At 65.6% G+C, this 22443-nt stretch carries 29 protein-coding genes; 27 read left to right on the plus strand and 2 right to left on the minus strand.

Features of this window, described 5'->3' with window-relative positions:
- Nucleotides 1-65: 65 nt before the first annotated feature.
- Entirely contained in the window at nt 66-2759 is a 2694-nt protein-coding gene (gyrA, locus tag F6X38_RS20535) for a DNA gyrase subunit A (protein WP_246191464.1), read from the plus strand.
- A 34-nt stretch (nt 2760-2793) separates the two neighbouring features.
- On the opposite strand, the gene F6X38_RS24175 is transcribed toward gyrA, so the two are convergent.
- The gene (locus F6X38_RS24175) at nt 2794-2922 is read right to left on the minus strand and encodes a hypothetical protein (RefSeq protein WP_281353089.1); all 129 of its coding nucleotides are present in this window, start codon (nt 2920-2922) and stop codon (nt 2794-2796) included.
- Nucleotides 2923-3118: 196 nt separating this feature from the next.
- On the opposite strand from F6X38_RS24175, the gene coaD reads away from it, so the two are divergent.
- The 5 genes from coaD to tgt all read left to right on the plus strand — a co-directional run bounded on the left by coaD (nt 3119) and on the right by tgt (nt 6981).
- Complete coding sequence (gene coaD, locus F6X38_RS20540) at nt 3119-3610, plus strand: pantetheine-phosphate adenylyltransferase (RefSeq protein WP_150973069.1); 492 nt, start codon at nt 3119-3121, stop codon at nt 3608-3610.
- Between the two features lie 24 nt (nt 3611-3634).
- The gene (locus F6X38_RS20545; RefSeq protein ID WP_425482899.1) at nt 3635-4198 is read left to right on the plus strand and encodes a peptidylprolyl isomerase; all 564 of its coding nucleotides are present in this window, start codon (nt 3635-3637) and stop codon (nt 4196-4198) included.
- Nucleotides 4199-4319: 121 nt separating this feature from the next.
- Nucleotides 4320-4790, plus strand: a complete 471-nt coding sequence (locus F6X38_RS20550; protein ID WP_150973073.1) for a peptidylprolyl isomerase — start codon at nt 4320-4322, stop codon at nt 4788-4790.
- Entirely contained in the window at nt 4790-5854 is a 1065-nt protein-coding gene (queA, locus tag F6X38_RS20555; protein WP_150973075.1) for a tRNA preQ1(34) S-adenosylmethionine ribosyltransferase-isomerase QueA, read from the plus strand. The genes F6X38_RS20550 and queA overlap by 1 nt, the downstream gene beginning before the upstream one ends.
- Nucleotides 5851-6981 (plus strand): tRNA guanosine(34) transglycosylase Tgt, encoded by a 1131-nt coding sequence (gene tgt / locus F6X38_RS20560; protein ID WP_150973076.1) that lies wholly within the window; start codon nt 5851-5853, stop codon nt 6979-6981. The genes queA and tgt overlap by 4 nt, the downstream gene beginning before the upstream one ends.
- Here the strand turns inward: tgt and F6X38_RS20565 are convergent, their stop codons facing one another.
- A complete protein-coding gene (locus F6X38_RS20565) occupies nt 6982-7404 on the minus strand; it encodes a DUF4864 domain-containing protein (RefSeq protein ID WP_150973078.1) in 423 nt (140 codons plus the stop codon). It abuts the gene before it with no gap.
- Nucleotides 7405-7599: 195 nt separating this feature from the next.
- Between F6X38_RS20565 and F6X38_RS23540 the strand changes: the two genes are divergently transcribed.
- From F6X38_RS23540 to F6X38_RS20660, 21 genes are all read left to right on the plus strand, one after another.
- Nucleotides 7600-7773 (plus strand): hypothetical protein, encoded by a 174-nt coding sequence (locus F6X38_RS23540; protein WP_161992857.1) that lies wholly within the window; start codon nt 7600-7602, stop codon nt 7771-7773.
- A gap of 174 nt (nt 7774-7947) precedes the next feature.
- Entirely contained in the window at nt 7948-8436 is a 489-nt protein-coding gene (locus F6X38_RS20570) for a DUF4142 domain-containing protein (RefSeq protein ID WP_150973080.1), read from the plus strand.
- A gap of 51 nt (nt 8437-8487) precedes the next feature.
- Nucleotides 8488-9615: an alpha/beta hydrolase gene (locus tag F6X38_RS20575; RefSeq protein WP_202618041.1), complete on the plus strand. Its 1128-nt coding sequence runs from the start codon at nt 8488-8490 to the stop codon at nt 9613-9615.
- Between the two features lie 73 nt (nt 9616-9688).
- Entirely contained in the window at nt 9689-10672 is a 984-nt protein-coding gene (locus F6X38_RS20580) for an SDR family oxidoreductase (protein ID WP_150973082.1), read from the plus strand.
- Nucleotides 10673-10938: 266 nt separating this feature from the next.
- Complete coding sequence (locus F6X38_RS20585) at nt 10939-12180, plus strand: tyrosine-type recombinase/integrase (RefSeq protein WP_150973084.1); 1242 nt, start codon at nt 10939-10941, stop codon at nt 12178-12180.
- Nucleotides 12180-12563 (plus strand): hypothetical protein, encoded by a 384-nt coding sequence (locus F6X38_RS20590; RefSeq protein ID WP_150973086.1) that lies wholly within the window; start codon nt 12180-12182, stop codon nt 12561-12563. Before F6X38_RS20585 ends, F6X38_RS20590 begins: the two co-directional genes overlap by 1 nt.
- A gap of 119 nt (nt 12564-12682) precedes the next feature.
- Nucleotides 12683-12895, plus strand: coding sequence for a helix-turn-helix domain-containing protein (locus F6X38_RS24330; protein ID WP_161992858.1), 213 nt, complete (start codon nt 12683-12685; stop codon nt 12893-12895).
- Entirely contained in the window at nt 12895-13107 is a 213-nt protein-coding gene (locus tag F6X38_RS20600) for a hypothetical protein (RefSeq protein WP_150973088.1), read from the plus strand. Before F6X38_RS24330 ends, F6X38_RS20600 begins: the two co-directional genes overlap by 1 nt.
- Nucleotides 13108-13300: 193 nt before the next feature.
- The gene (locus F6X38_RS23545; protein WP_161992859.1) at nt 13301-13516 is read left to right on the plus strand and encodes a hypothetical protein; all 216 of its coding nucleotides are present in this window, start codon (nt 13301-13303) and stop codon (nt 13514-13516) included.
- Nucleotides 13513-15180 (plus strand): DUF3987 domain-containing protein, encoded by a 1668-nt coding sequence (locus F6X38_RS20610; protein ID WP_161992860.1) that lies wholly within the window; start codon nt 13513-13515, stop codon nt 15178-15180. Before F6X38_RS23545 ends, F6X38_RS20610 begins: the two co-directional genes overlap by 4 nt.
- A gap of 129 nt (nt 15181-15309) precedes the next feature.
- Complete coding sequence (locus F6X38_RS20615; protein ID WP_150973092.1) at nt 15310-15636, plus strand: hypothetical protein; 327 nt, start codon at nt 15310-15312, stop codon at nt 15634-15636.
- A gap of 195 nt (nt 15637-15831) precedes the next feature.
- On the plus strand, nt 15832-16236 hold the full coding sequence (locus F6X38_RS20620) for a hypothetical protein (protein WP_150973094.1): 405 nt from the start codon (nt 15832-15834) through the stop codon (nt 16234-16236).
- Complete coding sequence (locus tag F6X38_RS23550) at nt 16233-16397, plus strand: hypothetical protein (RefSeq protein WP_161992861.1); 165 nt, start codon at nt 16233-16235, stop codon at nt 16395-16397. Before F6X38_RS20620 ends, F6X38_RS23550 begins: the two co-directional genes overlap by 4 nt.
- Nucleotides 16394-17830: a terminase large subunit gene (locus F6X38_RS20625; protein WP_150973096.1), complete on the plus strand. Its 1437-nt coding sequence runs from the start codon at nt 16394-16396 to the stop codon at nt 17828-17830. Before F6X38_RS23550 ends, F6X38_RS20625 begins: the two co-directional genes overlap by 4 nt.
- Nucleotides 17827-18105, plus strand: coding sequence for a hypothetical protein (locus tag F6X38_RS20630; protein ID WP_150973097.1), 279 nt, complete (start codon nt 17827-17829; stop codon nt 18103-18105). The genes F6X38_RS20625 and F6X38_RS20630 overlap by 4 nt, the downstream gene beginning before the upstream one ends.
- A gap of 260 nt (nt 18106-18365) precedes the next feature.
- On the plus strand, nt 18366-18596 hold the full coding sequence (locus tag F6X38_RS20635) for a hypothetical protein (protein ID WP_150973099.1): 231 nt from the start codon (nt 18366-18368) through the stop codon (nt 18594-18596).
- A complete protein-coding gene (locus F6X38_RS20640; protein ID WP_150973101.1) occupies nt 18596-19327 on the plus strand; it encodes a hypothetical protein in 732 nt (243 codons plus the stop codon). Before F6X38_RS20635 ends, F6X38_RS20640 begins: the two co-directional genes overlap by 1 nt.
- The gene (locus tag F6X38_RS20645) at nt 19324-19683 is read left to right on the plus strand and encodes a hypothetical protein (RefSeq protein WP_150973103.1); all 360 of its coding nucleotides are present in this window, start codon (nt 19324-19326) and stop codon (nt 19681-19683) included. Before F6X38_RS20640 ends, F6X38_RS20645 begins: the two co-directional genes overlap by 4 nt.
- Before the next feature lie 10 nt (nt 19684-19693).
- Nucleotides 19694-19906, plus strand: a complete 213-nt coding sequence (locus F6X38_RS20650) for a hypothetical protein (protein ID WP_150973105.1) — start codon at nt 19694-19696, stop codon at nt 19904-19906.
- A 1-nt stretch (nt 19907) separates the two neighbouring features.
- Complete coding sequence (locus F6X38_RS20655; RefSeq protein ID WP_150973107.1) at nt 19908-20381, plus strand: hypothetical protein; 474 nt, start codon at nt 19908-19910, stop codon at nt 20379-20381.
- Nucleotides 20378-22435 (plus strand): tape measure protein, encoded by a 2058-nt coding sequence (locus F6X38_RS20660; RefSeq protein ID WP_150973109.1) that lies wholly within the window; start codon nt 20378-20380, stop codon nt 22433-22435. The genes F6X38_RS20655 and F6X38_RS20660 overlap by 4 nt, the downstream gene beginning before the upstream one ends.
- Nucleotides 22436-22443 lie beyond the last annotated feature (8 nt).

Below are 22443 nucleotides of genomic sequence, written 5' to 3' on the forward strand. Positions count from 1 at the left end.
ACAGCACCGACGACCTTTCGCCCGAGCGCCCGCGCGGCATCGAAAGCATTTCCATCGTCGAGGAGATGCGGCGGTCCTACCTCGATTACGCGATGAGCGTCATCGTCAGCCGCGCCCTGCCGGACGTGCGCGACGGGCTGAAGCCGGTGCACCGGCGCGTGCTCTTCGCCATGCACGAGATGGGGCTGACTTCGACGCGGGCGTTCCGCAAGTCCGCCGGCGTCGTCGGCGAGGTGATGGGCAAGTACCACCCGCACGGCGACTCCTCGATCTACGACGCGCTGGTGCGCATGGCGCAGGACTGGTCGCTGCGCGCGCCGCTGATCAACGGGCAGGGCAATTTCGGCTCGATCGACGGCGATCCGCCGGCGGCGATGCGCTACACCGAATCGCGCCTGCAGCGGGTGTCCGACGCGCTGCTGGAGGACATCGACAAGGAGACCGTCAACTTCCAGGAGAACTACGACGGGCGCGAGATGGAGCCCGTCGTCCTGCCGGCGCGGTTCCCGAACCTTCTCGTCAACGGCTCCGGCGGCATTGCCGTCGGCATGGCCACCAACGTGCCGCCGCACAATCTCGGCGAGGTCGTGGACGGCTGCATCTCCATGATCGACAACCCGGCGATCTCGCTGGAAGAGATGATGGAGTTCGTGCCGGGGCCGGACTTCCCGACCGGCGCGCTCGTGCTCGGCCGCGCCGGCATCCGCGACGCCTATGCGACGGGGCGCGGCTCGATCCTGATGCGCGGCAAGGTTCACGTCGAGCCGCTGCGCGGTGATCGCGAGGCGATCATCGTCACCGAGGTTCCCTACCAGGTGAACAAGGCGACGATGATCGAGAAGATGGCGGACCTCGTGCGCGACAAGCGCATCGAGGGCGTCTCGGACATCCGCGACGAGAGCGACCGCGACGGCTACCGGGTCGTGATCGAACTGAAGCGCGAGGCGTCGAGCGACGTCGTCCTGAACCAGCTCTACCGCTTCACGCCGCTGCAGACCTCGTTCGGCGCGAACATGGTGGCGTTGAACGGTGGCAAGCCGGAGCAGATGACGCTGCTCGACATGCTCGCCGCCTTCATCGCCTTCCGCGAGGAGGTGGTGAACCGCCGCACGCGCTTCCTGTTGCGGAAGGCGCGCGAGCGGGCGCATGTCTTGGTCGGCCTTGCCATCGCCGTCGCGAACATCGACGAGATCATCAAGCTGATCCGCGAGGCGCCGGACCCGCAGACGGCGCGCGACCGCATGATGTCGCGCGACTGGGATGCGAAGGACGTGGAGCCGCTGATCCGGCTGATCGACGATCCGCGCCACCGCATCGCGGAGGACGGTACCTACCGCCTGTCCGAGGCGCAGGCCCGCGCCATCCTCGATCTTCGCCTCCAGCGCCTGACCGCGCTCGGGCGCGACGAGATCGGCGACGAACTGAACAAGATCGGCGAGGAGATCCGCGAGTACCTCGCGATCCTCGGCTCGCGCGTCCGGGTGCGGGAGATCGTCAAGGACGAGCTGCTCGCCATCAAGGCGGAATACGCCAACCCGCGCCGCACCGAACTCTTGGAAGGCGCGGCCGACCTCGAGGACGAGGACCTGATCCCGCGTGAGGACATGGTCGTCACCGTCAGCCACGGCGGCTACATCAAGCGCGTCCCGCTCGGCACCTACCGGGCGCAGCGGCGCGGCGGCAAGGGTCGCTCCGGCATGACGCTGAAGGGCGACGAGGATTCGGTGACGCGCGTCTTCGTCGCGAACACCCACACGCCGATCCTGTTCTTTTCCTCGCGCGGCATCGTGTACAAGGAAAAGGTCTGGCGGCTGCCGCTCGGCAACCCGCAGTCGCGCGGCAAGGCGCTGGTCAACATGCTGCCGCTGGAGAAGGGCGAGCGCATCACCTCGATCCTGCCGCTGCCGAACGACGAGCGGTCGGTGGAAGAGCTGAACGTGATGTTCGCCACGACGCGCGGCACCGTGCGCCGGAACAAGCTGGCCGACTTCATCCAGGTGAACCGCAACGGCAAGATCGCGATGAAGCTGGACGAGGCCGGCGACGAGATTTTGGCCGTCGCCGTCTGCTCGGAGGAGAACGACGTGCTGCTGACGGCCTCGTCCGGCCTTTGCATCCGCTTCCCGGTCACGGACGTGCGGCTGTTCGCCGGTCGCAACTCAGTCGGCGTGCGCGGCATCTCGCTCGGCGACGGCGAGCACGTGATCTCGATGGCGATCCTTCGCCATGTCGAGGCGACGCCGGCCGAACGCACGTCCTACCTGAAGATGCGCCGTGCCGTGGAAGGCGAGGCGGGCGCCGAGACCGAAGCCGTTGCGGCGGACGAGGAGGGCATCGAGGAGGTCGCGATCGACCAGGAGCGCTACGCCTATCTCAGCGCGGCCGAGGAGTTCATTCTGACGCTCAGCGAATTCGGTTTCGGCAAGCGCTCGTCGTCCTACGAATTCCGCACCAGCGGGCGCGGCGGCAAGGGCATCCGGGCGACCGATCTCTCGCATATCGGCAATATCGGCCGCCTCGTCGCCGGCTTCCCGGTGGAGTCGGGAGATCAGTTGCTGATGATCTCGGACCGTGGCCAGACGATCCGCGTACCGGTGGAGGGGATCGGGTTGAAAGGGCGCGCGACGAAGGGCGTCACCATATTCCGCACCGCCGAAGGCGAGCGGGTCGTCTCCGTCGAACGCATTCCCGACCAGGGTTCGGACGAACTGGAGACGGTGGTCGACATCGCCGACGAGGGCGACGAGCCGACCGAATAAGGAAAGAGACCGCCGAGCGGGTTGTCGCGGTCCGTCAGTTCAGCGGGCCGCGTCGGCGCGCCAGCGCCTTCACCCGCGAATGCTCGGCCTCGTTGTGAAGCGCGATTGCGGTCGCACTGCAGAGGCCGGCGACCATTGCGAGGGAAAGCACGAAAAGCAGCATCAGGCGTCTCCGAAAGACGTGTGAAGAATGCCGGACCTAAGCGTTTGTTCCCGCGCTTAGAATCGATATGCATGTCGGAACGTCGCATGTCGTAGCGGCACGTCATCGGCTTGAACGACCATAATTCGGCAAGCGTTGACCGCCGGTTCGCAAGCATGCTGAAGACTTGTTGAATGCCAACTGGGACCGCTCCGACATGGCCACGCGCACCGCGCTCTATCCCGGTTCGTTCGACCCGGCGACGCTCGGCCATCTCGATATCCTGAGGAAAGCGCTGCGGCTGTTCGACCGCGTCGTGGTCGGCATCGGAGTGCATCACGGCAAGTCGCCGCTGTTTTCGTTCGAGGAGCGCCGGGCGCTCGTCCGCGCCGTCGGCGAGGCGGAAGGCTGGGCGGAGCGGCTGGCGGTCGAGCCGTTCGACGGACTGGTGGTGGATGCGGCGCGCCGGCTTGGGGCGGTCGCCCTCGTGCGCGGCGTCCGGGACGGCACCGACCTCGACTACGAGATGCAGATGGCCGGGATGAATGGTGCGATGGCGCCGGAGGTGGAGACCGTGTTCCTCGCGGCGAGCCCCGCCTTCCGGCCCATAACGGCCACATTGGTTCGACAGATCGCCGCGATGGGCGGCGACGTCGCCCCGTTCGTACCGCCGGCCGTCGCCGAAGCGCTGCGGGCGAAGCGCTCTTGAAGGGTTAGGATCTCGATGAACGTGATGACGAGGCTGGCGCTCGGCGCGGCCGTTTCCCTCGGTGCGCTGGCCGGCGCGGCGTCGATCGCCAGCGCGAAGGACATGATGGTCATCCAGACCAAGGACGGCGAGATCGACATCCAGCTCCGCCCGGACCTCGCGCCGAACCACGTCAAGCAGATCGAGGCCATCGCGAAGAAGGGATCCTACGACGGCGTCGTCTTCCACCGGGTGATCGACGGCTTCATGGCGCAGACCGGCGACGTGCAGTACGGCAAGTCGGGCGGCGGCTATTCCGCCGACAGCGTCGGCACCGGCGGCTCCGACATGCCGGACATCAAGGCCGAGTTCTCGAAGGAGCCGTTCAAGCGCGGCACGGTCGGGATGGCCCGGTCGCAGGACCCGAACTCGGCCAACTCGCAGTTCTTCATCATGTTCGCCGACGGCAGCTTCCTGAACGGCCAGTACACGGTTGTCGGGCAGGTGACGAAGGGCATGGACGTGGTGGACAAGATCAAGAAGGGCTCGGCCGACGACAACGGCTCGGTCGCCGATCCCGACAAGATGGTGTCGGTGAAGATCCAATAATCGCGCATTTCGGGGCGTCGGGCTTGCTTACGAGCCGGCGCTCCTCCATCTGCGGCACGGCTGCGGCGGAGTCCGGCGACGGGTTCCGCCGTTCGTTTACGATTCACGAGAGGAGGCCGGCATGGCCTACGACAATCCCGAAGACACGCTGGTCATCGAGACCACGAAGGGCACGGTGGTCATCGCCATGCGCCCCGACCTCGCGCCGAAGCATGTCGAGCACATCAAGAAGCTCGCGCGCGAAGGTTTCTACGACGGCATCGTCTTCCACCGGGTGATCGACGGCTTCATGGCGCAGACCGGCTGCCCGAACGGCACCGGCACCGGCGGCTCGCAGTATCCGAACCTCAAGGCCGAGTTCAATGCCGAGCCGCACGTGCGCGGCACCGCCTCCATGGCGCGCGCGGCGAGCCCCGATTCGGCCAATTCGCAGTTCTTCATCTGCTTCGAGGAAGCGCCGTTCCTGAACCGCCAGTACACGGTCTGGGGCAAGGTGATCGAAGGCATGGAGAACGTCGATAAGATCAAGCGCGGCGAGCCGGTGCGCGATCCTGACAAGATCGTGTCGATGAAGGTCGCCGCCGACGCCTGATGCGCGTCGACGCGTTCGATTTCGACCTGCCGGAGCGTCTCATCGCGCTCCGGCCCGCGGTGCCGCGTGAGAGCGCTCGGCTGCTCGCCGTCGACGGCGAAGGGCGGTTCGCGGACCGCACGATCGCCGACCTTCCGTCGCTGCTGTCGCCCGGCGACGTGCTGGTCTTCAACGATACGCGGGTCATCCCGGCCCAGCTCGAAGGCCGGCGCACGGGGCGCGGCGAGGCCGAACCGCGTCTCGGCGCGACGCTACACCGACGCGTCGATCCGCGGACGTGGCAGGCCTTCGTGCGCGGCGCACGCAAGCTGAAGGACGGCGATCAGGTGGCGTTCGGCAGCGGCGGCGCCTCGATCGGCGCTAGCGTCGCGGCCTTGGGCGAGGGGGGTGAGGCGACCTTTGTCTTCGACCTCGAAGGACCTGCGCTGGACGAGGCGATCCGGGCGGTCGGCATCGTGCCGCTGCCGCCGTACATCGCCTCGAAGCGTGCGGTCGATGCGCAGGATTCCGCCGATTATCAGACGATCCACGCGCGCGAGGACGGCGCGGTCGCCGCGCCGACCGCCGGCCTGCACTTCACGCCGGAACTTCTCGCCGCGCTGGACCGGCGCGGCGTCGCCCGCGAGTACCTGACGCTGCATGTCGGCGCCGGCACCTTCCTGCCGGTGAAGGCCGACACGAGCGAAGCGCACCGGATGCATTCCGAGAACGGCCGCATCGATGTCGAAACCGCCGACCGCCTGAACGCGGCGCGGCGCGAGGGACGCCGCCTGGTCGCAGTCGGAACGACCTCGCTGCGCCTTCTCGAAAGCGCGGCGGACGCGGACGGCACGATCCGCCCGTTCGACGCGCCGACGGATATCTTCATCACGCCAGGCTATGGCTTTCGCGCAGTGGACCGCCTCCTGACCAATTTCCACCTCCCGCGCTCGACGCTCTTCATGCTCGTGTCCGCCTTCAGCGGATTGCCGACCATGCGCGCCGCTTATGCCCATGCCATCGAGGCGGGTTACCGCTTCTATTCCTACGGGGATGCCTGCCTCTTGGACCGGGTGGACGCATGAGCGAGCGCTTCTCGTTCCGCCTCCTCGCCACGGAGGGCCGGGCGCGGCGCGGCGAGATCACGATGCCGCGCGGCACGGTCCGCACGCCCGCCTTCATGCCGGTCGGTACCGCCGGCTCGGTGAAGGCGATGTATCCGGATCAGGTTCGCGAACTCGGCGCCGACATCATCCTCGGCAATGTCTACCACCTGATGCTCCGGCCGGGGGCGGAGCGCGTGGCGCGGCTCGGCGGCCTGCACGACTTCGCCCGCTGGCCGCATCCGATCCTCACCGATTCCGGCGGGTTCCAGGTCATGTCGCTGGCGGGGCTCCGCAAGCTCGACGAGACCGGCGTCGTGTTCAAGTCGCATGTCGACGGCTCGATGCATTCGCTCACACCCGAGCGGTCGATCGAGATCCAGGGACTGCTCGACAGCGATATCCAGATGCAGCTCGACGAATGCATCCGCCTGCCGGCGGATCGGGCCGAGATCGAGCGGGCGATGGAGATGTCGCTGCGCTGGGCGGAGCGCTGCCGCATCGCCTTCGGCGAGCAGCCCGGTAAGGCGATGTTCGGCATCGTGCAGGGCGGCGACGACGTGGCGCTGCGGCTGCGCTCGGCAGCGGGTCTCGCCGAGCTCGATCTCAAGGGCTATGCGGTCGGCGGGCTCGCGGTCGGCGAGCCGCAGGCGGTGATGCTCGGCATCCTCGACGAGACGCTGCCGGCGATGCCGACCGACAAGCCGCGCTACCTGATGGGCGTCGGCACGCCTGACGACATCGTGGAATCGGTGCGGCGGGGCATCGACATGTTCGACTGCGTGATGCCGACGCGCGCCGGCCGGCATGGGCTCGCCTTCACGCGGCGCGGCAAGGTGAACTTGCGCAACGCGCGCCATGCCGACGACCATCGCCCGCTGGACGAGGAGTCGCCATGCCCGGCGGCCCGCGACTACAGCCGCGCCTACCTCCACCATCTGGTGCGCTCCGACGAAGCGCTGGGCGCGATGCTGCTGACCTGGAACAACCTCGCCTATTATCAGTCGCTGATGGCGTCGCTGCGCGATGCGATCGAGCGGAGTGCCTTCGAGGACCGCGCCGCGTCGATCCGAGACGAATGGCGGCGGGGCGACATCGCCGCGCTCTGATCAGGCGGAAACGTCGTCGCCCTTGCGGATGCTGCAGCCGGTGATCTTCATCGAGCCGTCGGCCTGCCGCATCAGCGTGTAGCTCGCGATGTAGCTCTGGCCCTTGCCATCCGTCATGTTGACGTCCTGCCGGAAGCCCTCCGAACCGATCGGGGTCAGCGGACCGAAGGTGACGTTGTTCGAGTCGGCGACCACCGCGTAGCCGCCGCGCACCATCGCCATGAAGCCGGAGGACGTCGGGAACATCGCCCTGATGTTCGGGGCCGCGTAGGAATAGGCCGTGTCGCCGTCACCCGCCTTGAAGGCGCGAAGTTGCGCGGCGATCGTGTCGCGCACGTCGCCGGCGTCGTCGGCGGTGGAGGCCGCCGCGTTCGCGAGAAGAAGTCCGGCGGCGAGCGCCGCCGCCTGCATCAGTCGAAACATCCCGCGTCCTCCATGGCGTTCTCAGATTCGATGAACATTCCCTTGCGGATCACGGTCGGTAGTGGCCGGTTGCGCACACATTCGCGTGATCGCGCCTTCGCCACCCTTCGAGAACGCCACCCGGCGTGGTGGCACGCCGGCAACCTTTCCGCGCCATGCCTACTTATCGGCTCGGATGGGACGGGAACGCGAAGCATGCGAAAGACGTGGCGGGAAAAGGGCTTAGTCGGTGCCGACGTGGTCGCCTATGCCAGCGCCGCCGCGGCCATCGCCTTCATCTTTGCGCTGACCTTCGGCACGATGGGCGATTTGAACTTCAGCTATCCGGACGCCGGTAGTTCCGCGCTTGTCGCTGAATCCTCCCCATAATCCTGAAGTCGCGCTGCCTTGCTGGTTTTCCAATTCTGTTGATCGTTTAGAATTTTCAGCGGCGTGCAACCATGTCACCCGAATTGTTAGTCGCGATACTTGTGGTTGGCTAATATAGCCGTCAGGAACCTGCCTGACGACCAGCGCTTCTCCTGTGACAAACGGAGAAGACCTTTGTCGAAACTGACTTTGACCGCCGCAGCGTTCTTCATGACGCTCGGGTCCGCCGCCGTCGCCCAGACCCCTTCCGTCAACGACGACGAATTCCTGATGAAAGCCGCCGTCGGCAACACCTTCGAGATCGAGGAGTCGAAGCTGGCGCTGGAGCGCGCGAGCGACCCGAAGCTGAAGCAGTTCGCTCAACAGATGATCGACGACCACCAGAACGCGCTGCAGAAACTGCAGAATGCGGCCGGCGATGCCAAGGGCAAGGCGGAGATGAAGCTCGACCAGCCGCACCAAGCGAAGGTCGACAACCTCAAGACGTTCAACGGTCGCGACTTCGATAAGGTCTACATCGCCGATCAGATCGCTTCCCACGACGAGACGGTGTCGCTGCTCTCCGACTACGACCAGAACGGCCAGAACGACGATCTCGGCGACTGGGTCGACGACGCGCTGCCGGTGGTGAAGCAGCATAAGATGATGATCGACGCGATGTGAGCGGTCTGCCGCCGCACCCCCCGTCCCAATTCGAATTTCGAGGCCTTACCGATGAACGCGCGTAAACTCATGCTGCCGGCGGCGCTTGCGGCCGCTCTTCTTTCTTCCGCGGCAATGGCGCAGGAAGCGCAGAAGAACAATTTGCAGGAAACCACGACGGACAAGGTGCAGAACGCCGTCCGCTCGGTGACCGGCAACCCGCTGGCGAATGCCGATGCCGACATGAAGCATGTCCTCGACGCCCTCGCGTCGCTGGATCCGAAGTCGATCCCGGACCTTGAGGCCCCCGAGGCGCGCCAGCAGCCGACGGCGGCGGACGGCGCGATGCAGGTGCTGCGTGAGCAGGGCAAGAGCACGCTGCCCGACCCGGCGGTGATGTCGAAGAACATCCTCGTCGACGGCGGCAAGGAGAAGATCGTCGCCACCGTGTTCCAGCCGGCGAATGCCGGCGGCGGGGCGCTACCGGTCATCGTCTACTTTCACGGCGGCGGCTTCGTGATCGCCAACAACTCGACCTATGCTGCGAGTGCCGCGATGCTGGCGAAAGAAGTGAACGCCGTTGTCGTCTCCGTCGAGTATTCGAAGGCGCCGGAGCACAAGTTCCCGGCGGCGCACGACGACGCGATCGCCGCCTACAAGTGGGTGGCGCAGAATGCGCAGAGCATCGGCGGCGACCCGAGCAAGATCGCGCTCGTCGGCGAAAGCGCCGGCGGCAACCTCGCCACCAACGTCGCCATCGCGGCGCGCGACCAGAACCTGCCGAAGCCGGTCTACGAAGTGATCGTCTACCCGATGGCGGGCACGAATCTCGACACCGATTCGTACAAGGCGGCGGATTTGAGTGGCGTGCAGCCACTGAACAAGCCGATGATGCAGTGGTTCTATCAGAACGCCACCAGTTCGCCGGCGGACATGCAGGACCCGCGCCTCGACATCGTCGGCAAGGCGGACGTGAAGGGTCTCGCGCCGGCGACGGTCATCACGGCGTCGATCGACCCGCTGCAGTCGGAAGGCAAGGCGTTGGCGGACAAGCTGCAGCAGGCCGGTGTGCAGGTCGACTACCAGAACTACGACGGCGTCACGCACGAGTTCTTCGGCATGGGCAAGGTAGTCGGCAAGGCCAAGCAGGCCGAGGACGTGGCGGTGAAGAACCTCAAGGCCGCGTTCGGCACGAAGTAAACGGCGGGTTCGCCCGGCATCGGTCGAGACCGGTGCCGGGTCTTCTGCGAACGGCCGAATGGAAGGAAGCCAGATGACCACCGGAACGAACCGCCGCGATCTCCTGAAATACGCCGCCATCACCGGAGCGGTCGCGGCGTCCGCGCCGGCGGCGGCGCAGGCGGGTGGCGAGTCCGGCACGCCGGTCGACCCGCAGACCAAGTATCCGAGCGAACCCTTCGCCGAGCAGAAGCAGCCCTGGCCGGCGCTCCAGCGCGACATGAAGCCGGTGCCGGACTGCGGCGAGAAGAGCTACCGCGGCTCCGCCCGTCTTGCCGGGCGCAAGGCGCTGGTGACCGGCGGCGACTCCGGCATCGGCCGCGCCGCCGTCATCGCCTTTGCGCGCGAAGGCGCGGACGTCGCGATCAACTACCACCCGAGCGAGGAGCCGGATGCGCAGGACGTCGCCGCGCTGATCCGCGACGCGGGCCGGAAGGCGGTGCTGATCCCCGGCGACCTCACCGACCAGGCGTTCTGCGTCGATCTCGTCGGCCGCGCCAACAGCGAGCTCGGCGGGCTCGACATCCTCGTCAACAACGCCGCCTACCAGCAGTCGAAGGACTCGATCGCGGAGGTCAGCTTCGAGCAGTTCGACCGGACGCTGAAGACCAATCTCTACGCGATGTTCTGGATCACCAAGACCGCGATCCCGTTCATGAAGCCCGGCTCGGCGATCATCAACACGGCATCCGTGAACTCATTCAGCCCGGAAAAGGAACTCCTGGACTACGCGACGACGAAGGGCGGCATCGCGATCTTCACCAAGGCCCTCGCCAAGCAGCTCGCCAAGCAGGGCATCCGCGTCAACGCGGTTGCGCCCGGGCCGGTCTGGACGCCGTTGCAGGTGGCCGGCGGGCAGTTGCCCGGCAAGATGGGCGAGTTCGGGCAGGATACGCCGCTCGGCCGCGCCGGCCAACCGGCGGAACTCGCCCCGCTCTACGTGCTCCTCGCCTCCGGCGAACTCAGTTTCACGGACGGCAGCGTCTTCGGCGCGAACGGCGGCACCGGCGTCGTCTAGCTCTCGCCGCGGCGGGATAGGTCGGTGACGTCGGTTTTCTGTCGCCGACCGCTGGTGAGCGCGCTGGGACTCGAACCCAGGACCTACAGATTAAAAGTCAGAATTAGACAGGCGCGCTAAGCGCCTGTTTTCGTTTATCGAGTGACGCTCTTCCGCACAAGGCGCTGTTCCGCATCGACTTTCTAGCTGACAACTAGTGACAAGCCGTGACGACCGGCGCATATCTAGAGCCGTAGAGCGACGGACACGATGCGGACACAACGGACATGGCGCAACGACTGACGGACACCGTGGTGAAGGCGCTGCCTCTGCCGGACAAGGGCAATCGGATCGTCTACGACGCGGACGTGAAGGGCTTCGGTTGTCGGGTGACTGCAGCAGGCGCCCGTGCCTTTGTCCTGAACTACCGGACGCGATCCGGTCGCGAGCGCCGCGTCACGATCGGTTCTCATCCCGATTGGAAGGTTGCCGCGGCGCGCGAGGAGGCGAAAGAGCTCAAACGGCGGATCGACGTCGGCGAGGATCCGATGGCCGGCATCGAAGCGGATCGCACGGCGAAGACGGTGGACGACATCTGCGATCGGTTCATCGAGGAACACTTGCCGAAGAAGCGAGCCAGCACGCGGGTCGAATACGAGTCCCTCATCAAGAACGAGATCCGCCCGGCATTCCGGCATCGCAAGGCGACTTCCATCAGCTTCTCGGACGTCGAGGAGATGCACCGCAAGATCACGAAGCGCGGCGTGCCATATCGCGCGAACCGGGCGCTGGCCGTCCTGTCGAAGATGTTCAGCTTGGCGATCCGCTGGAGCTGGATCACGAGCAATCCCGCTGTTGGTATCGAACGGAATCAGGAACAGAAGCGTAAGCGCTACCTGACCGGCACCGAGCTCGCGAACCTTGCGAGAGCGCTGGATGAGTGCCCGGATGCGCAAGGCGCCGACATCATTCGGTTGCTGCTCCTGACCGGCGCACGACGCGGGGAGGTCATGGCGGCGTGCTGGAACCAATTCGATCTCTCCGCCGGCGTGTGGACGAAGCCCGCGGCCGCAACGAAACAGAAGGCCGACCATCACGTGCCGCTCTCGGCGCCGGCTCGGCAGCTCCTGGCGCGGATTCATAGCGTCCGCGAGGCTGACGACGAGTTCGTCTTCCCCGGACGCGTCGGCGGCCATCGCGTCGAGATCAAGAGCACGTGGCGAGCGCTCTGCGTTGCCGCCGGAATCGTGACGATCACGAAAGGGAAGGGCGAGGATGGGAAAACTCGGACCATCGTCTCGCCGTCGGCGCGGATCCACGATCTGCGCCACACCTACGCCAGCGTATTGGCCAGCGCCGGTTTATCGCTGCCAGTCATTGGCGCGCTGCTCGGTCACACGCAGCCGACCACGACGGCGCGTTACGCGCATCTGTTCGACGATCCGTTACGTGCGGCGACCGAGCGCGCAGGGGCGATCGTGTTTCCGACAGGCGCGGCCTATGTCGTCTCGTTGAAGGAAGCCGGGTGATGCCGGTCATAGATATCGATACCGGTCCGGAAGTTACGGAAATCCGTCGTCTTCTCAGCTCGCGCCGTCGAGAAGACGCTGTGGCGGCCGCACAGCAGCACCTTCGAAACGGTTATTCCTCACGCGATTTTCTTCGCTTGGTTGCCGACCTTCTCGAACCACCGCGCAAGGGCAAGCGTGGTCCGAAACCATCGCCCCCAGCGCTTTGGATGGAGAGGGGCGAGGCGGTTGAACGCCTCCGATCAGAAGGGATGACGTATGAGAAAGCTATCGACCGTGTAGCTTTCGAAATGGGCTCGTCGCCTTCGACGATTGGCAGAGCGTGCCGATACTACAATGAAGCGCTTGACGAGCATTCCCGCCTTGCTCGCGAAGAACAGTGATCGAAAGCCGGTCAAAGTTCTATGAATTCTGACCGGTCAAATATTGCGAAACAAAGAGCTCAATTTCCTTCCTAAAATTTCGCATTTTGTCACCACCTGACTTTCGGTGGAGCAACAATGTGAGTTCTCTTCTTTCCGAATACCTAACGTTGGACGAGCTGGCGAAGGAGCTCCGCGTGACCGTGCGGACCATCCACCGCTGGCAGTCGAGAGCCGATGGCATCCCCTGCACGACCCTCGGCGGCCGTACTTTGTTCCGTATCGCTAGCGTTCGCGCCTGGATCGAGGCGCACGAGCGAAAGCCCAATCCGCGACGTCCGAGGGCGGCCTGATGAGACCGCCCGGAAACGAAACCGCCATCCGATCGGCGAAATCGGATGGCGGGGATGCTGAAACCATATGCGGCGGCTTCGAAGGCAAGACATACGGCGGCGCGTTCGTCGGATCAATCCCTTCGGTCGAGCACGCCGGTCGCATTGCAATGGTCGTCCGTCGTCACGATCGCCTCTATGCCGTCGACCATCGGCCGGAGCTGTCGCAATGACCGCCGGTGAAGCCATGGGCCGACGCCGGCACCCACTTCCCAGCGACCTTGCTGCATCGTGGTTCGCGAGCTTGCCGCCGCGAGAGCGACCGAGCCCGATCCTACCCGAACTCTGTCGTCGTTTTGGCCTCACGCAAGCGGAAGCCCGCCTCGTCGTCCTGAAGGTTACCCTCGAGCACGGGAGGGCCGAGTGATGCCGGCTCCCGCATGCTGCCGTTGCGCATTCTTCCACCCGGAGGTGACGAACTCCAACATGACCTACGTCAACCATCAGCCCGGCGAATGCCGGGTCGGTGGCCCGCAGATGGAGAAGGTCTACGACCGGATCGAACGCTACCGGATCTTTCCGATCGTCGATCGCGACGATTGGTGCGGGCTGTTCCTCGAGGAAGAGGGACGCAATGCATGACAGCCGTCGATTGGCTGAGGCCCGCTAACACGGTCTATCACCGGACGTTCGGCGCGGGTATGATCGACCGCGTCGATGCCGGCAGTGTGCAGGTCCATTTCGATCGCGTCGGGCGGAAGAACGTTCGCGCGGAGTTCCTGTCTCCGGCGCCGCCTACCGGCTTGAGCGGGTTCGGAGCAACCGCGACCGAAAAGATCGAACCGGTCGATCTTTGGGCGCGGGTGGATCCGCCGGCGCTGCCTGCCGGAGTGCTGCCCGACGTCATCGAGCGCTTCGCTACGGTCCGCGGCGAAATGATGGGTTGCGATCCAGCCGGGCTCGCCATAGCCGCACTTTCCGTCTGCTCGGCGCTGATCTCGGATCGCATCAAGCTCCGCATGAAGCGGCATGACGACTATACCGAGTGCGCGCGCCTATGGGTGGCGCTCGTTGGCCTGCCGTCCACGAAGAAAAGCCCGGCGATCGGCGCCGCGGTCAAGCCGCTCTTCGCGCTCGACGCCGAACTCGCCCGCGAACATCGCCTGGCCATGGCGCGGTACGAGGAAATGAAGAAGGCGGGCGAGCCGGCCGTGCGGCCGCCGAACCGCCGGCTGCGGATCGAGGACGTCACGGTCGAGAAATCGCAGGAAATCATCGCCGACAGTCCCGACGGCGTGCTGTGCTTCCAGGATGAGCTGACACGCTTCTTCGGGTCAATGGAGCCCTATTCCGGCGCGAAAGGTGCGTCGGCTGATCGCGGCTACTGGCTGCAGGCGTACAACGGCGGGAGCTATTCGGTTGCCCGCGTCGGCAGGGGCCAGGTCGAGATCGAGAATCTGTCCGTCTGCCTCCTCGGCGGCGTGCAGCCGGATGTCATGCGCCGGATCGCTGGCGACACGCAGGATGACGGTTTGCTGCAGCGGATGATACCCGTGGTGCTGCGGCCGGCCACGCTCGGGAAGGACGAGCCGATGCCGGACGTCGCGCGGGAATACGCTTGGCTAGCCCGTCGCCTGCACGAGATGCAGCCTCCGCTTCGTGGCGGCGGCGGCAACCTCGGCGACCTGACGACCGAACTCGTTCTCGACGACGATGCGCAAGCCATTCGCCTGGATCTCGAGGGCTGGCACATGGACATGTCCGGGCTTGAGATCGTCAACCGCAAGCTGGCCTCTGCGATCGGCAAGTACGACGGTCTCTTCGGCCGCCTCTGCGTCGCCTTCCACTGCATCGACAATGCAGGCGAGGAAAGCCTACCGCGCGTTGTCACCGGCGGTACCGCACAGCGCGTCGCGGCGCTGCTGCACAGTTTCCTCTTGCCGCATGCGATCGCCTTCTATCGCGAGATCGTTGGCCTTTCCGACGACCACGAACTTCTGACGGAGGTGGCTGGCTTCATCCTCGCCCATCCGGAAGAGAAGGAAATGACGTTCCGCAACTTCGGCCGGGGCTCGTCGATGATGCGACGGTGCAAGGATGCGCGTGCGGCCGAGGTGATCCTGGAGCGTCTCGAAGGGTTCGGCTGGCTATATCGCAAGCCACTCGAGCGGAACCAGTCGGCGAACCGATGGATGGTGCTGCCTCAAGTTCACACAGTGTTCGCCGAGCGAGCGAAGAAGGAGAAGGCGCGGCGGGAGAAGGTTCGGGAGATGATCGCCGAAATCTGCCGGGAGGCGGCCGAATGAGTGGCACCTGTCACAACCTGTCCCTTACACGTGATACGTAGATGAAATTCCCCCTTCTTTTATGGGAGGTCGCGCAATCGCTTCGCGCGCGTTAGGGACGGGTTGTGACAACTGTTTGGAGCTACACAAATGGCTGATATCGAACTCGCCGCGGCAGTGTTCTGCTGGACGCCCGGTGCTGATGGCTGTCAGCCAACCTTCGAAGTGCGACGGTTGGGGGATCCGTACAACGATCTCGGCCCGCATCCTATGACAGCCGGTGCCGTCTATTCCGACTGGAAGCAGGCAGACTTGCCCAGCCGAAAATTGATGCTGTTCAGCGAGATCATGTCGATCATGGCGCGGGACGGCGTGCCGTGCGATCTCCTGCATAGCGAGCTTTTGAAAATTCCAGAATATCGGCGAGAAGTGTTGGCGCTGGATGTGCCGGGAGCCGAAGACAGCGATGGCGGCTGAGAAATGAAGACGGTTTCGCCTGTCTTTTTTGTCGGGCAACCATTGGATGCTTTAGCCAATGCGACAATCGCAGAATATTTCTGCCACAGATAAACTATCGGCGGATAATCCCTGACGATAGCATTGTAAACGCTTGCTTATTTCTGCCGGCTCAGCATTCCTGTCCGCATTGTGTCCGCACGAAGCGTCAGGAAGTTGCCTCCAGCAAGCAAACCGATAGGCCGCAGCAAGCCGCAGGCGCGGGCGAAGATCTCGAACAAGTTCGGCCTTCTGCCCGACGTGGACGGCCGCTCGCTGATCATGCGGCGCTACAAGGACATCCTGGCGCAGCTCGTCGTCGACATCGGCGGCGATCCGTCCGAGGCGCAGACGATCATCGCACGCCGGGCCTGCACGATCGCCGTCTGGTGCGAGCAGGCGGAAGCCTCGATGGCGAACGGCAACGGCATCGACATCGGCGAGTTCACGACCGCTACGAACGCGCTTCGACGGCTCCTGAGCGATCTTGGTCTCGAGCGACGGGCGAAGAACGTCACGCCGGACGTGCGGGGCTACATGGAGCTGCGAGCGGCCGAGAAGGCCGCGGGGGTGGCACGGTGACCGAGCGCGATCGTCTGCTTCGCCAGATGGCTGAGACCTTGCCGCGCCTCGATGCGCTACGGCGCCAGGCAGGCAGGGCAGATCAAACCTATCTCGACCACCTTGCCGCCGTCGAGGAAGCGTGCCGCTGCGCGAAAGCTGAACTGGAACGGTCGACATGACCGTCCACGCCGTCACCTATGCCGAGGCCTGCCGGGATCCGAACCTCTTCGGCCCATGGTTCGAGGGCGAGACGTGGGCGACGTGGCGCGTCGTCGATAAGGCCCTCTTCGGCGAGCCGCTGACCGCCGCCGAGCTTTCGATCTTCCGGGAGCTGACGGGCAGGGACGAGGCTCCGACGAAGCCGGCCGAGGAGGCTTGGTTCGTCTGCGGTCGACGGTCGGGCAAGGACGTGAAGGCCGCTTCGATCGCGATCTATCTCGCCACCTTCGGGGCGGAGGTCTACGGCTACCGGCAGCGGCTTACCCGTGGCGAGCGCGGCGTCGTTCAGGCACTCGCAGTCGACCGCGACCAGGCGCGCGTCGTCATGGGCTACGCGAAAGCGATGCTCGAGCAGCCGATCTTCGCCCAGATGGTGACGAAGCCGACCGCGGACAGCGTCGAGCTCGCCAACGGGCTTGCGCTGGAAGTGGCGACGAACGATCAGCGCCGGGTTCGTGGCCGGACGGTGGTGGCTGCTGTGTTCGACGAAGTCGCCTTCTGGCGATCCGAGAACAGCGTGAACCCGGACGACGAGGTCTATGCCGCAGTGAAGCCCTCGATGGTGACGATCCCCGGCGCCTTGCTGATCGGGATCTCGTCGCCCTATGCTCGGAAGGGCCTGCTCTGGAAGAAGCACAAGCGGCACTTCGGCAAGCCCGGGAACGTGCTGATCATCCAGGCGCCGACGTGGCGGATGAATCCGACGATCGCGCGCGACGGCGAGTTTCTGACGGACCGCTTCGCCGAGGACCCGGCGAGCGCTGCGGCCGAGTTCGGGGCCGAGTTCCGAGGCGACATCGAAGGCTTCGTCATGCGCGAGGTGGTCGAAGCCTGCGTGACGCTTGGCGCTTACGAGCGGGCACCGCTCTCCGGCGTGCAATACTCGGCCTTCATCGATCCCTCGGGCGGCAGCGGCAAGGACTCGTTCACGCTCGCCATCGGCCACAGCGAGACCGGGGGGGAAAAGCGCCGGCCGGTGCTGGACGCCGTTCGCGAGACGAAGCCGCCGATGTCGCCGGAGGCTGTGGTCGCGGAATATGCCAAGCTGCTGAAGAGCTACCGCGTGACGAAAATCGTCGGCGATCGGTATGCTGGCGAGTGGCCGCGGGAGGCATTCCGCAAGCACAACATCACCTACGAGCCGTCGGCCAAGCCGAAGAGCGATCTCTACCGGGATTTGCTGCCGCTTCTGAACTCGGGCGATGCCGACTTGCTCGACAACGAGCGGCTTGTCTCGCAGCTTGTCGGGCTGGAGCGCCGGACGAGCCGGGGAGGGCGTGACAGCATCGATCACGCGCCGAACGCGCACGATGACGTTGCCAACGCCGTGGCCGGCGTGCTGACGACGCTGAAGGCCAACGGCAGCGGTTACACGCTGGACAACCTCGGATGAGCGTCGTCCGGCCGGTGTTGATGCGGCTGGAGGAAGTCGTCGGCGTGAAGGACGCCATGCGTCTCAGCGGCAAGTCCGAGGTGACGATCCGTCGGCTCTGCCGCCGTCATGGCCTCGCGCGGCAGACGACGCCGTCGGCGCCGCTCGAGATCTCCCGAACCGGGCTGGAGATGGTGCTGCACGGCGATCTCGACGCGTTGGAGATGCTCCGGGCCGGCGAACGGTCGGCACCGCCGGTCAGACGGTATCTGGAGTTCCTGAATATGCCGGCCTGAGAACTACGGCTGCATCTCATATACAGCCTTCGTCATCATCGCGCGGCAGAAACGCTTACTCATCCAGCCATAACGAAGCGAAGCGTGCGTCGCTGCTATGAGTTCGTCTTCGGTTAATGGTCGGCCGAGCTTCTTTTCCATCGAAGATTGCCAGCGATCGTCAGTCAAAACCAGCCTGACCCATCAGACATGACCAGACGTGATTAGTCCCCAGGCTCTCGCAAAGGGCTTATTCTGTTCGCAACCGTAGGAGAACTTGCATGCCATCGGCACAACTCTTTTTGAGGGGCGCAAAGGTCAATCGGGATTTCCACGCCGCTCTGCTCGACGCCGCCAACCGCGCCGGCGTCACCGTGAACGAATACTGCATCACGGCTACCGCTGAGAAGCTCATGGCGTCCGGTCGGCGCTTCCCCGGCGTGTTCTTCGCGGGCGACTTCGACATCGCTGGCGTCGACAAGCCGGCCGCCGAGCAGGCGGAGGCCGCCTGATGGCCGCGATCCTGATCGACCGCATCCGCACCGCGCTCTGCAGCGGCCAGTCCGCCGGGCTCCCAGCGCTGCTCGAGGAGGCCGACGCCGCCGTCACCGCCGCGAAGGCGCTCGATACGGCTTCGTGGAAGCGAGCTCTCGACCCGCTGCTGTCGGACGAGGAGATCGCCGCGGCGCGCAAGGCCGGCGAGGACGCCGCCTTCGAGGCCGAGCGGATGGCCGAGGCCGCCAAGCTGCTCCGCGCCGCGCTCGACCGCTTCCGGGCCGACGAGGAGCAGGACCGGCGCCAGGCCGTCTACGATGACGCGATCGCCAAGCGCGACGCCGCGGCCGAGAAGCTGAAGGCCTATCCCGAGCTCGCCAACGCGATCGGCGCGATCCTCGAGGAGGTGGTGGCCGCCGACAACGCCGTGCTGATGGCCCGATCGCAGATGCCGAACGGCGTCGCCGGCATCGCCGACGTCGACACTGTCGCCCGCGGCAGGCCGTCGAACTCGCTGACGATGCAGCTCGCGAACATCAAACTGCCGGCGCTTCGCCATGGCGCCCCGGACATCTGGGGCCGCAACCAGATCGGCACTGCGTTGGTGCCGGTCTTCAATCCCGAACCCACCGATGCGGACGAAGCGGGTCACTACGCTGCGTCCGACAGGGCTGGCGAGCGCGGCGCATCAGGGTCCGCGCGCTCGTCAGTCCGCCTCGTTCCTCGCTCGACCGGAGAAGCCGCATGAGCATCGTCGACACCTGCCGATGCGTCGGCTCCTTCTGCCACTGCAACGGACATGCCGTTCTCAAGGACGGCGCCCGACTGCGCGTGCCGATGATGCTCCGGGACGAAGCGCCGGGCGGCATCAGGCAAAGCTTCGCCGACAGCAGCACCGTCAACGACGGTTTCACCTGCGACAGCGACCGCGCCTATCACGAGATGATGGCCCGGGATGCGGCACGCTGGGGTCAGGCCGCTCCGACCACGCCGCAGCGCCAGACCAGCGACGCCATCGGCGAGGTGCAGATCCTCGACGGCATGCACCGCAACGATGCCGCCTACGACGCGATGATCGAGCGCAACCGCGCCCGCTGGGCGTGAGGAGGCGGCCATGAAGACGTCCGACTGGCACTTCCAGAACGACACGGCGGCCCGCAACCGCGCCGAGGCCCGGCACATGCTGAAGGCGCTGGCGGACAACCAGGCGCGGCTCCAGCTCGGGCCGGAGTTCGACACATTCCGCACGAAGATCGCCGAGGCGCGCACCGCCTACGAGGCGGGCATGACGGCGACCGGCGCCGCAGACCAGTGGAGCCTCACCTGAGATGGCCCGCCCGCGCTCGCTGATCATGCCGTCGGAAACGGTGCTGGACGATCTTCGGCTGCTCGATCGTGAGTTCTGCGCGATCCGGCCGGCGACGAAGGCCGAGCGACGCACGGTGCGGGCGAAGTGGCGAGACGTCGTCTATGCCCTCGTGTTCCGCTCCTGCGCGGGCGTGGACGCGATCGTCACCCCGACCGGCTCGAAGGGAGTGCCGTTCACCGCGAGCCTGCTCCAGAGCCTCGTGATCGACTGGGCGCGCAAGCACGGCATCACCCGCTCGGCTGCGCTCTACGCGCTCGCGAAGACGCTGTTTCCGAACCTCGACGAGATGCTCACCGGCCTGATGCCGCCCGGCGGCCGCTGCCGCTCCTGCTCTTGCATGTGGCGCGTCGGCGGCCCGCTCGACCCGGCCTCCAGCGAGCACGTCACCCTCGCCGCGATGGCGGCCGACGCCAGGGAAAGGATCGCCGCATGATCATCGAAGAGCTCGTCGCGATCTTCCGCACGGATTACAGAGGCAAGGGCGAGGCGCGCCGATTCGCCGACGATCTCGAGCACGCCGAGAAGGCCGCACAGGGCTTCGCCGACGTGATGCTGCACATCGGCGGCGTCATTGGCGGTGCGCTGGCGGGTCTCGCTATCACGGACAAGATCGGCGACTTCATCGGCGACCTGACGCGCACCAACGCCGAGTTCGAGAACTACGAAGCGACGCTGAAGACGATCACCGGCTCGGCCGAGAAGGCGAAGCAGGCGATGGATTGGGTGGCCGACTTCGCCGGCTCGACGCCCTACGACATCGCTCAGGTGACGGAAGCGTTCGTGAAGATGAAGGCCTACGGCCTCGACCCGACCGACGGCTCGCTCCGCAAGGTCGGCGACGCCTCGTCCGCCATGGGCAAGCACCTGATGGACGGCGTGGAGGCCATCGCCGACGCGATCACCGGCGAGTCAGAGAGGCTTAAAGAGTTCGGAATTTCCACGTCCGTCGCTGGCGACAAGATCACCTACAACTGGACGCAGAACGGCCAGAAGCTCTCGAAGACGGTGAAGAAGGACGCCGTCGAAATCCAAGGCGCCCTCATGGGCATCTTCTCCCGGTTCGACGGCGCGATGGATGACCAGTCGAAGACCTGGGACGGGATGGTGTCCAACCTCCTCGACAATTGGACGAGGTTCCAGCGCGCGATCGGCGCGGCCGGCTACTACGACGCGATCAAGAAGCGGCTCGGCAACCTGCTCGATTGGGTAGGCGAGCAATGGAAGTCCGGTCTGCTGACCGACATCGCCCGCGGCATATCGAATGGCCTGGTCAAAGCGATCACCGTCACCGAGCATATCGCGACGCAGGCCTACCGCATGAGCCGCGGCTTCTTCCTCGCGGCGGACGGCGTCGCGGCATTGCTCGGTAAGATGACCGGCCTCGGCAAGACGGCGGAGTTGTTCGGGCTCAGCGGCGCCGCGGTCGCCTCTTCCGCCTTTGGCCGACGGGCCATGCTGGCGCTCGCGCGGCGCGTTCCCGCTCTTGCAGCTTACCTCGCTCTCGACGACCTGATCTCAGCCTTCAACGGCGACGACAGCGTGATCGGCGAGTTGCCTGGCGCACAAAAGGCGATCGCCAACGTGAAAGCCGCCTTCGAAGGCATGGTCAACGCGGCCGACAAGTTCGCCGCCGCTTGGAACAACCTCTTCGGCTACGACAAGCTGGCTGGCGAGACAGACTTCGACGCGATGGCGCGGTCGTTCAAGGGCTTCGCGTCGACCGAGACGGTTCGCTTCATCAACGAGATGGGCGACGCGATCAAGGACATCGCCACCGGCATCACGGCCGTTACCACGGTGCTGAACGATCCCGCCGGTGCCTGGACGAGGTTCGCGGACGCGGCCATCGCGCAGCTTGATCGGATCATTCGGGCTGTGGACGAGAAATTGGGAGGGGCGCTGACGAAGTTCGGCATCATCCCCGATCCGAACGAGGTGGCGCTCGAAAACAACCGGCCGACCGAAACGCTGGGTCAGAGCAAGCGCGCGATTGATAAGCCCGTCACCTATACGCCCGACGCTCGCCTAGAAATGGCGGGTCGGCAGCAGGCGGAAGGCATTTCGGCTGAATACGGAGTGGACGAGGAAAGCTTGACGCGTGCTGCGGCGCGGGCCGTCCAAGTGCTCGGCGGCCTTGAGGCCGGCATTCAAGCGAAGATCGCCAACTTGTCGATCCCGTCGCCACTCGAAGTGATGAAGGGGCTCGGCGACCTGGCGGTGACCGCGAAGGCGACGCTCGACCTTACCGAGTTCCTCGGGCCGGCCAACCAGGCCAAGGCCGCGATGGCCGATCTCGCCGGCACGACCACAGCGAAGCTACGGCTCGACGCCACGGAGTTCAACGTCGGGCTCGATCGGGCGGAGGCGCGGCTGGCCCGGGTGCGTAGCGGTCTCGCCTCTGCTGCAGGTTCCGGTTCTGCAACAGACGTCGGCCGATCCGCGGTTGCTCCCCGTGCGCTCGTCACCGCGTCGCCGGCGAACCGATAGGCCCAGCT

The organism is Plantimonas leprariae, assembly GCF_008802405.1.
Taxonomy (GTDB): Bacteria; Pseudomonadota; Alphaproteobacteria; order Rhizobiales; family Rhizobiaceae; genus Plantimonas; species Plantimonas leprariae.

What these genes read in the sequence shown, in the direction of transcription:
- gyrA (WP_246191464.1), top strand. Translation starts at nt 66, where the DNA reads ATGCGGCGGTCCTACCTCGATTACGCGATGAGCGTCATCGTCAGCCGC.
- F6X38_RS24175 (WP_281353089.1), bottom strand. Translation starts at nt 2,922, where the DNA reads ATGCTGCTTTTCGTGCTTTCCCTCGCAATGGTCGCCGGCCTCTGCAGT.
- coaD (WP_150973069.1), top strand. Translation starts at nt 3,119, where the DNA reads ATGGCCACGCGCACCGCGCTCTATCCCGGTTCGTTCGACCCGGCGACG.
- F6X38_RS20545 (WP_425482899.1), top strand. Translation starts at nt 3,635, where the DNA reads ATGACGAGGCTGGCGCTCGGCGCGGCCGTTTCCCTCGGTGCGCTGGCC.
- F6X38_RS20550 (WP_150973073.1), top strand. Translation starts at nt 4,320, where the DNA reads ATGGCCTACGACAATCCCGAAGACACGCTGGTCATCGAGACCACGAAG.
- queA (WP_150973075.1), top strand. Translation starts at nt 4,790, where the DNA reads ATGCGCGTCGACGCGTTCGATTTCGACCTGCCGGAGCGTCTCATCGCG.
- tgt (WP_150973076.1), top strand. Translation starts at nt 5,851, where the DNA reads ATGAGCGAGCGCTTCTCGTTCCGCCTCCTCGCCACGGAGGGCCGGGCG.
- F6X38_RS20565 (WP_150973078.1), bottom strand. Translation starts at nt 7,404, where the DNA reads ATGTTTCGACTGATGCAGGCGGCGGCGCTCGCCGCCGGACTTCTTCTC.
- F6X38_RS23540 (WP_161992857.1), top strand. Translation starts at nt 7,600, where the DNA reads ATGCGAAAGACGTGGCGGGAAAAGGGCTTAGTCGGTGCCGACGTGGTC.
- F6X38_RS20575 (WP_202618041.1), top strand. Translation starts at nt 8,488, where the DNA reads ATGAACGCGCGTAAACTCATGCTGCCGGCGGCGCTTGCGGCCGCTCTT.
- F6X38_RS20580 (WP_150973082.1), top strand. Translation starts at nt 9,689, where the DNA reads ATGACCACCGGAACGAACCGCCGCGATCTCCTGAAATACGCCGCCATC.
- F6X38_RS20585 (WP_150973084.1), top strand. Translation starts at nt 10,939, where the DNA reads ATGGCGCAACGACTGACGGACACCGTGGTGAAGGCGCTGCCTCTGCCG.
- F6X38_RS20590 (WP_150973086.1), top strand. Translation starts at nt 12,180, where the DNA reads ATGCCGGTCATAGATATCGATACCGGTCCGGAAGTTACGGAAATCCGT.
- F6X38_RS20600 (WP_150973088.1), top strand. Translation starts at nt 12,895, where the DNA reads ATGAGACCGCCCGGAAACGAAACCGCCATCCGATCGGCGAAATCGGAT.
- F6X38_RS23545 (WP_161992859.1), top strand. Translation starts at nt 13,301, where the DNA reads ATGCCGGCTCCCGCATGCTGCCGTTGCGCATTCTTCCACCCGGAGGTG.
- F6X38_RS20610 (WP_161992860.1), top strand. Translation starts at nt 13,513, where the DNA reads ATGACAGCCGTCGATTGGCTGAGGCCCGCTAACACGGTCTATCACCGG.
- F6X38_RS20615 (WP_150973092.1), top strand. Translation starts at nt 15,310, where the DNA reads ATGGCTGATATCGAACTCGCCGCGGCAGTGTTCTGCTGGACGCCCGGT.
- F6X38_RS20625 (WP_150973096.1), top strand. Translation starts at nt 16,394, where the DNA reads ATGACCGTCCACGCCGTCACCTATGCCGAGGCCTGCCGGGATCCGAAC.
- F6X38_RS20630 (WP_150973097.1), top strand. Translation starts at nt 17,827, where the DNA reads ATGAGCGTCGTCCGGCCGGTGTTGATGCGGCTGGAGGAAGTCGTCGGC.
- F6X38_RS20635 (WP_150973099.1), top strand. Translation starts at nt 18,366, where the DNA reads ATGCCATCGGCACAACTCTTTTTGAGGGGCGCAAAGGTCAATCGGGAT.
- F6X38_RS20640 (WP_150973101.1), top strand. Translation starts at nt 18,596, where the DNA reads ATGGCCGCGATCCTGATCGACCGCATCCGCACCGCGCTCTGCAGCGGC.
- F6X38_RS20645 (WP_150973103.1), top strand. Translation starts at nt 19,324, where the DNA reads ATGAGCATCGTCGACACCTGCCGATGCGTCGGCTCCTTCTGCCACTGC.
- F6X38_RS20650 (WP_150973105.1), top strand. Translation starts at nt 19,694, where the DNA reads ATGAAGACGTCCGACTGGCACTTCCAGAACGACACGGCGGCCCGCAAC.
- F6X38_RS20655 (WP_150973107.1), top strand. Translation starts at nt 19,908, where the DNA reads ATGGCCCGCCCGCGCTCGCTGATCATGCCGTCGGAAACGGTGCTGGAC.
- F6X38_RS20660 (WP_150973109.1), top strand. Translation starts at nt 20,378, where the DNA reads ATGATCATCGAAGAGCTCGTCGCGATCTTCCGCACGGATTACAGAGGC.